We start from the raw sequence: 4586 nt of genomic DNA, 5'->3' as shown, positions 1-4586 counted from the left end.
GCAAGCGAACCGCTTGCGACTGGGCATGCTGTACGCATGCCTTCCTCGAACAATGAACGCTTTGCGGGCAAATGACATTTGCCGCCGGCGTTCTTGTTCGAGGGAAGAGGCAGAAAAGCTTGTGTTCAGTCAAATGATTCTGTGCTTTTAGTAAAATAATGGATCATCAACACTCGTGTTATGCTCCATTTGTTTTTAACGCGTATTAGACATAGCTGAGAAGCCAAGCGGTGAGCAAGCAAATGAACGCTATTCCAATATAGCGCAAAGTCCGTTCTTTCAGCAATGCTTTCGGCGGGTACGCCCGCGCTTTCCATAAGGCGAAAAATGCGTTTATAAAAAGACAGAAAAATAAGAATCCGACAGCGATAAGCAGCCATTGTATATACACCATGGCATTCTCCTCCTGTATGCGCTAAGCGCCTTATGCTTACTACTATGAATATGCAAAAAAAATCATAAAAATAAATACTTTTGTCTTTATTCCTTTTTGTTTTATTGATATAATGGAGAGTAAAAAATACGGTGAGGGAAGAGTGGGTGGAACGATGAAAGCGACAGAACAGCATTATTCCATCAAAGAGGCGATGTTATTCAGCCAACGAATTGCCCAGCTGAGCAAAGCGCTATGGAAATCCATTGAAAAAGATTGGCAACGGTGGATCAAGCCGTTTGACTTGAACATTAACGAACATCACATTTTATGGATCGCCTACCACTTCAAAGGGGCCTCGATTTCGGAAATCGCCAAGTTCGGTGTGATGCATGTGTCGACGGCGTTCAACTTCTCAAAGAAATTAGAAGAAAAAGGATTGCTTTCGTTTTCCAAAAAACAGGATGACAAGCGCAATACGTACATTGAGTTGACGGAAAAAGGCGAAGAAGTGTTGATGAAGCTGATGGAGACGTATGACCCGACGAAAAATGCCGTTTTCAATGGGGCGTTGCCGTTGCGCGAGTTGTACGGAAAGTTTCCAGAAATTTTAGAAATGATGTGCATCGTCCGCAATATTTATGGCGATGATTTCATGGAAATTTTTGAGCGGGCGTTTGAAAACATTAAAGAAGACTTTATCGAGCAGGACGGCAAACTTGTCAAGCGAAAGCCGAAAACGGAAGAGCACGAGAAAGAATTGGCCAGCCAGGCTAACTGATGGTGCGAATGAGCGTTTTCAGCTCGGTCATCAGCGGGACAAACATTTGTTGGGCCAAAAGAGCGTCAACAGTCTGTTCCAGCGGAAGGTTCGGATGAAGCATCCCAGCAAACTGCACGAGCAGGGGAGTGAAAATCGTCAACCCTTCCGCTTTTTGCTGTTCGTATTGGTCGGCAAGCTCTTGGCAAAACGCCAAGAAGGCGTCGACTTCTTCTTTGGTCAAATCCGCGCGGATGATGAGGGAATAAAATGGTTTTTTCGTTTCGTCGATCATTTCCATCAGCAGAGACTGGTGAAATTCCAGCTTGGCCACTCGCTTTTCCAACGATTCCATATATCGTGCTCCTTTTGGTGACGAAAATGTGACCGTTTTTACGTATATTTTACCGAATTTGTGCGCATTCACCAATAGAAAAATCGGTTTGTGTCCGGAAAAAGAAAAATGATTGATTTCCCGCCATGAACGATGTAAAGTTAAAGCCATGGGCGGCGTTTGGCGAAGGATCAAAGAGGAGGGGAACAGTTTTGGTGCTTTCTTTCATCCTCCTGGCGGTTGTGGTCTTATTTTTTATCAACCAGCTCACACACTCGCTTTGCGCGCAACGTGACATCCCGGAGGAGCAGCAGCCGGCGGTTTTTCGCACGATCAATGTCCTGATTACGATTTTATTAATCTCTTCTTACTTTGAAGTGTTGTTTACATAACTTTTCTCTCTTCATAACGGTTGATGCGGGGATTGTTATGTTTTCCTTTTGATGGAGCGAGTTCCATTGTCGTTGCCTCTCCCTTCGTTTCAAGGAAGGCGGCAAAAAAAGGGTGCTCCTTTTGCGGGAGCACCCTCTTTCGTTTAGTAGATGACGCAGGCGCAGCCGACAATGATTAACAAAATAAACAGCACAACAATCAACGCAAAGCCTCCGGAATAAGGTGCGCTCATCGTAACACCCCCTTTCGGCAAGAAGAAGCCTGTCGAGCGCTTCATCCTCATCATATGTATGGCAAGCGTGCATGTTATGGGCGGATGACTAAAGCGGAAAGAGGTTTTTTTTTTCGTTGGAAATATGGTATAGTTATTGTCGTGGCTGAAGAGGCGAGCATGTTGTTTCTTGGGCGCGCTTGGGCGCCATTCGATCCGCGCCGCTTGAAAGCGTGGGAACATTCAATCGAAAAAAGATGTAGGAGTTGTGAAGCGAATGAAAAAATGGATGATGGCCGCTGCCGTCGTTTCGCTCATGGCTTTGTCGGCCTGCAGCAACGACGGTTCGGAAGCGATTGTGGAAACGAAAAACGGCAATATTACGAAAGACGAATTTTATAATGAGATGAAAGAGCGCGTCGGCAAATCCGTCCTTCGTGATTTGATTGACGAAAAAGTGTTGAGCAAAAAATACAAGGTAACCGATGAAGAGATCGACCGCGAAATCGAACGAATCAAGGAGGCGTATGGAACGCAATATGATTTGGCCGTGCAGCAGAACGGAGAAAAAGTGATCCGCGAAATGGTCAAGCTCGATTTGCTGCGGACGAAAGCGGCCGTTGAAGACATAAAAGTGACGGAGAAAGAGCTGAAGGAGTATTATGACAACTACAAACCGAAAATTCGTGCCAGCCATATTTTGGTCAAAGATGAAAAAACAGCAAAAGAAGTAAAGGCGAAGCTTGATAAAGGCGAGGATTTCGCCAAGTTGGCCAAAGAATACTCCCAAGATCCAGGCTCGGCGTCCAACGGCGGCGATTTAGGCTGGTTTGGCCCAGGGAAAATGGTCAAGGAGTTTGAAGAAGCCGCCTATAAGCTGAAAGTCGGCGAAGTGAGCGATCCGGTGAAAACGGATTACGGCTACCATATCATTAAAGTGACGGACAAAGAAAAGAAAAAGTCGTTCAACGAAATGAAAGACGAAATTGCGTTTGAAGTCAAACGGAACAAGCTTGATCCTACGACGATGCAGTCAAAAGTGGACAAATTGGTGAAAGATGCCGGTGTTGAGATCAAAGACAAAGATTTGCAAGATGTGATCGAGCAGCAAGGAAAACAGTAAAAAACGGAAGCAGAACATCCCTGCTTCCGTTTTTTTATTTGTGGGCTTGACCTTTCTGCTGTTCAACAACGGGAGATCAGCCGAGCTGCTCGCGAATGGCGGCCGCGATCGCCTGCAGGTCAGCGGGCGTATAGTCGCTTGCATGCGACTTCCAGACCGCGCCAAACCCATCCCCTTTGCCGTAGCGTGGAATGAGGTGAAGATGGTAATGGAACACTGTCTGCCCCGCTTGCTCGCCATTGTTGTTCAATAAGTTGAGCCCGACCGGGGAAAATGCTCGCCTGAGTGCATTGGCAATCGTCGGCACTGCCCGAAACAGTTGGCCGGCCGCCTCCGACGTGAGGGTGAAAATGTTTTCCGTATGTACTTTCGGGATGACAAGCGTATGCCCTTTTGTCACTTGGCTGATGTCCAAAAACGCGAGCACATGGTCGTCTTCGTACACTTTCGCCGCAGGCAATTCGCCGTTAATGATTTTGCAAAAAATGCAATCGCTCACTGTGGTCACCCTTTCCTTCCTATTTTCTTCATTTTACCATAAAAAAACCGGGATGTAATCCCGCAACGCAGGTTACATCCCGGTTGGTGAAAAGGGGAGAGGATGATTCAAGCAAATGTGCGTTTGATGAACACCCCATTTGCAACAAAAGTTGGTTCGGCGTGAGCGCTTCCTTTGTTCAACGTGACCATCCCCTTTGGACAGGCTCGTTGCTTCCCAGCAACGAATGCGATGGTCGCTTCCTAGGAACGTTTACAACGTTTTGCGGCTCACAACGGTGTCTTTGACGAACACCCCATTTCGGATGGATCGTTCATCAACTTTTTGATTCCTCATCCCCTCTTCGCTATTTATCATGCCCGGCTTGAGTGAGTTTATGCAAAAGAACGGTGTGATCTTTTTTTGGTAAGCGAGGCTATCGTTTGGTACAATGGGGACAAAGGCCAGAACGGAAAGGGAGCGGACGATGACGCTTTTAGAAGTGAAGGATCTATCCGGAGGCTACACGGCGCAAAACGTGCTTGAAGACGTGACGTTTGCGGTCGACCGCGGCGAAATGGTCGCCTTGATCGGCCTAAATGGAGCCGGCAAAAGCACGACGATCAAACATATTATCGGCTTGATGGAACCGCGCCGCGGCGCGATTTCCATTAACGGCTATCGGCTTGCGGACGGGCGGGAAACGTATCGAAGGCAGTTTGCTTATATCCCGGAAACGCCGGTGTTGTATGAAGAATTGACGCTTGAGGAACATTTGCGTCTAGCGGCGATGGCGTACGGGTTGAGCGAAGCAGAGTATGAACGCCGCCTTCCGCCGCTGCTTCGCGAGTTTCGATTGGAGCGGCGGCTTTCCTCGTTTCCGGCTCATTTTTCGAAAGGAATGAAGCAAAAAG

8 protein-coding genes are annotated in these 4586 nt (G+C 47.3%); 4 read left to right on the top strand and 4 right to left on the bottom strand.

Annotated elements, in window-relative coordinates:
- Positions 1 to 205 precede the first annotated feature (205 nt).
- On the bottom strand, positions 206 to 394 hold the full coding sequence (locus tag I656_RS01050) for a hypothetical protein (RefSeq protein ID WP_013146234.1): 189 nt from the start codon (positions 392 to 394) through the stop codon (positions 206 to 208).
- A 154-nt stretch (positions 395 to 548) separates the two neighbouring features.
- Between I656_RS01050 and I656_RS01055 the strand changes: the two genes are divergently transcribed.
- Positions 549 to 1154, top strand: a complete 606-nt coding sequence (locus I656_RS01055) for an HTH-type transcriptional regulator Hpr (RefSeq protein ID WP_011230156.1) — start codon at positions 549 to 551, stop codon at positions 1152 to 1154.
- On the opposite strand, the gene I656_RS0116875 is transcribed toward I656_RS01055, so the two are convergent.
- A complete protein-coding gene (locus tag I656_RS0116875) occupies positions 1147 to 1488 on the bottom strand; it encodes a YhaI family protein (RefSeq protein ID WP_011230157.1) in 342 nt (113 codons plus the stop codon). The genes I656_RS01055 and I656_RS0116875 overlap by 8 nt on opposite strands.
- A 191-nt stretch (positions 1489 to 1679) precedes the next feature.
- Here I656_RS0116875 and I656_RS0116870 point away from each other — a divergent pair, with 191 nt between their 5' ends.
- A complete protein-coding gene (locus I656_RS0116870; protein ID WP_033006720.1) occupies positions 1680 to 1859 on the top strand; it encodes a hypothetical protein in 180 nt (59 codons plus the stop codon).
- A 143-nt stretch (positions 1860 to 2002) separates the two neighbouring features.
- Here the strand turns inward: I656_RS0116870 and I656_RS18355 are convergent, their stop codons facing one another.
- Positions 2003 to 2092 (bottom strand): YjcZ family sporulation protein, encoded by a 90-nt coding sequence (locus tag I656_RS18355; protein ID WP_021322511.1) that lies wholly within the window; start codon positions 2090 to 2092, stop codon positions 2003 to 2005.
- Between the two features lie 256 nt (positions 2093 to 2348).
- Between I656_RS18355 and I656_RS01060 the strand changes: the two genes are divergently transcribed.
- On the top strand, positions 2349 to 3194 hold the full coding sequence (locus tag I656_RS01060) for a peptidylprolyl isomerase (RefSeq protein WP_033006718.1): 846 nt from the start codon (positions 2349 to 2351) through the stop codon (positions 3192 to 3194).
- Between the two features lie 76 nt (positions 3195 to 3270).
- Here the strand turns inward: I656_RS01060 and I656_RS01065 are convergent, their stop codons facing one another.
- On the bottom strand, positions 3271 to 3693 hold the full coding sequence (locus I656_RS01065) for an HIT family protein (protein ID WP_014194996.1): 423 nt from the start codon (positions 3691 to 3693) through the stop codon (positions 3271 to 3273).
- Positions 3694 to 4159: 466 nt separating this feature from the next.
- Between I656_RS01065 and I656_RS01070 the strand changes: the two genes are divergently transcribed.
- The coding region (locus tag I656_RS01070; RefSeq protein WP_020756726.1) for an ATP-binding cassette domain-containing protein at positions 4160 to 4586 on the top strand (427 nt) is incomplete at its 3' end.

This window comes from Geobacillus sp. WSUCF1, assembly GCF_000422025.1.
GTDB classification, from domain to species: Bacteria; Bacillota; Bacilli; order Bacillales; family Anoxybacillaceae; genus Geobacillus; species Geobacillus zalihae.
Note: the sequence above shows the minus strand (reverse complement) of the source record. Positions and strands in the feature narration are given on the sequence as shown.

Bases quoted from the DNA above. Each gene is read 5' to 3' on its own strand.
- I656_RS01055 (WP_011230156.1), top strand. From the start codon at position 549: ATGAAAGCGACAGAACAGCATTATTCCATCAAAGAGGCGATGTTATTC.
- I656_RS0116875 (WP_011230157.1), bottom strand. From the start codon at position 1,488: ATGGAATCGTTGGAAAAGCGAGTGGCCAAGCTGGAATTTCACCAGTCT.
- I656_RS01060 (WP_033006718.1), top strand. From the start codon at position 2,349: ATGAAAAAATGGATGATGGCCGCTGCCGTCGTTTCGCTCATGGCTTTG.
- I656_RS01050 (WP_013146234.1), bottom strand. From the start codon at position 394: ATGGTGTATATACAATGGCTGCTTATCGCTGTCGGATTCTTATTTTTC.
- I656_RS18355 (WP_021322511.1), bottom strand. From the start codon at position 2,092: ATGAGCGCACCTTATTCCGGAGGCTTTGCGTTGATTGTTGTGCTGTTT.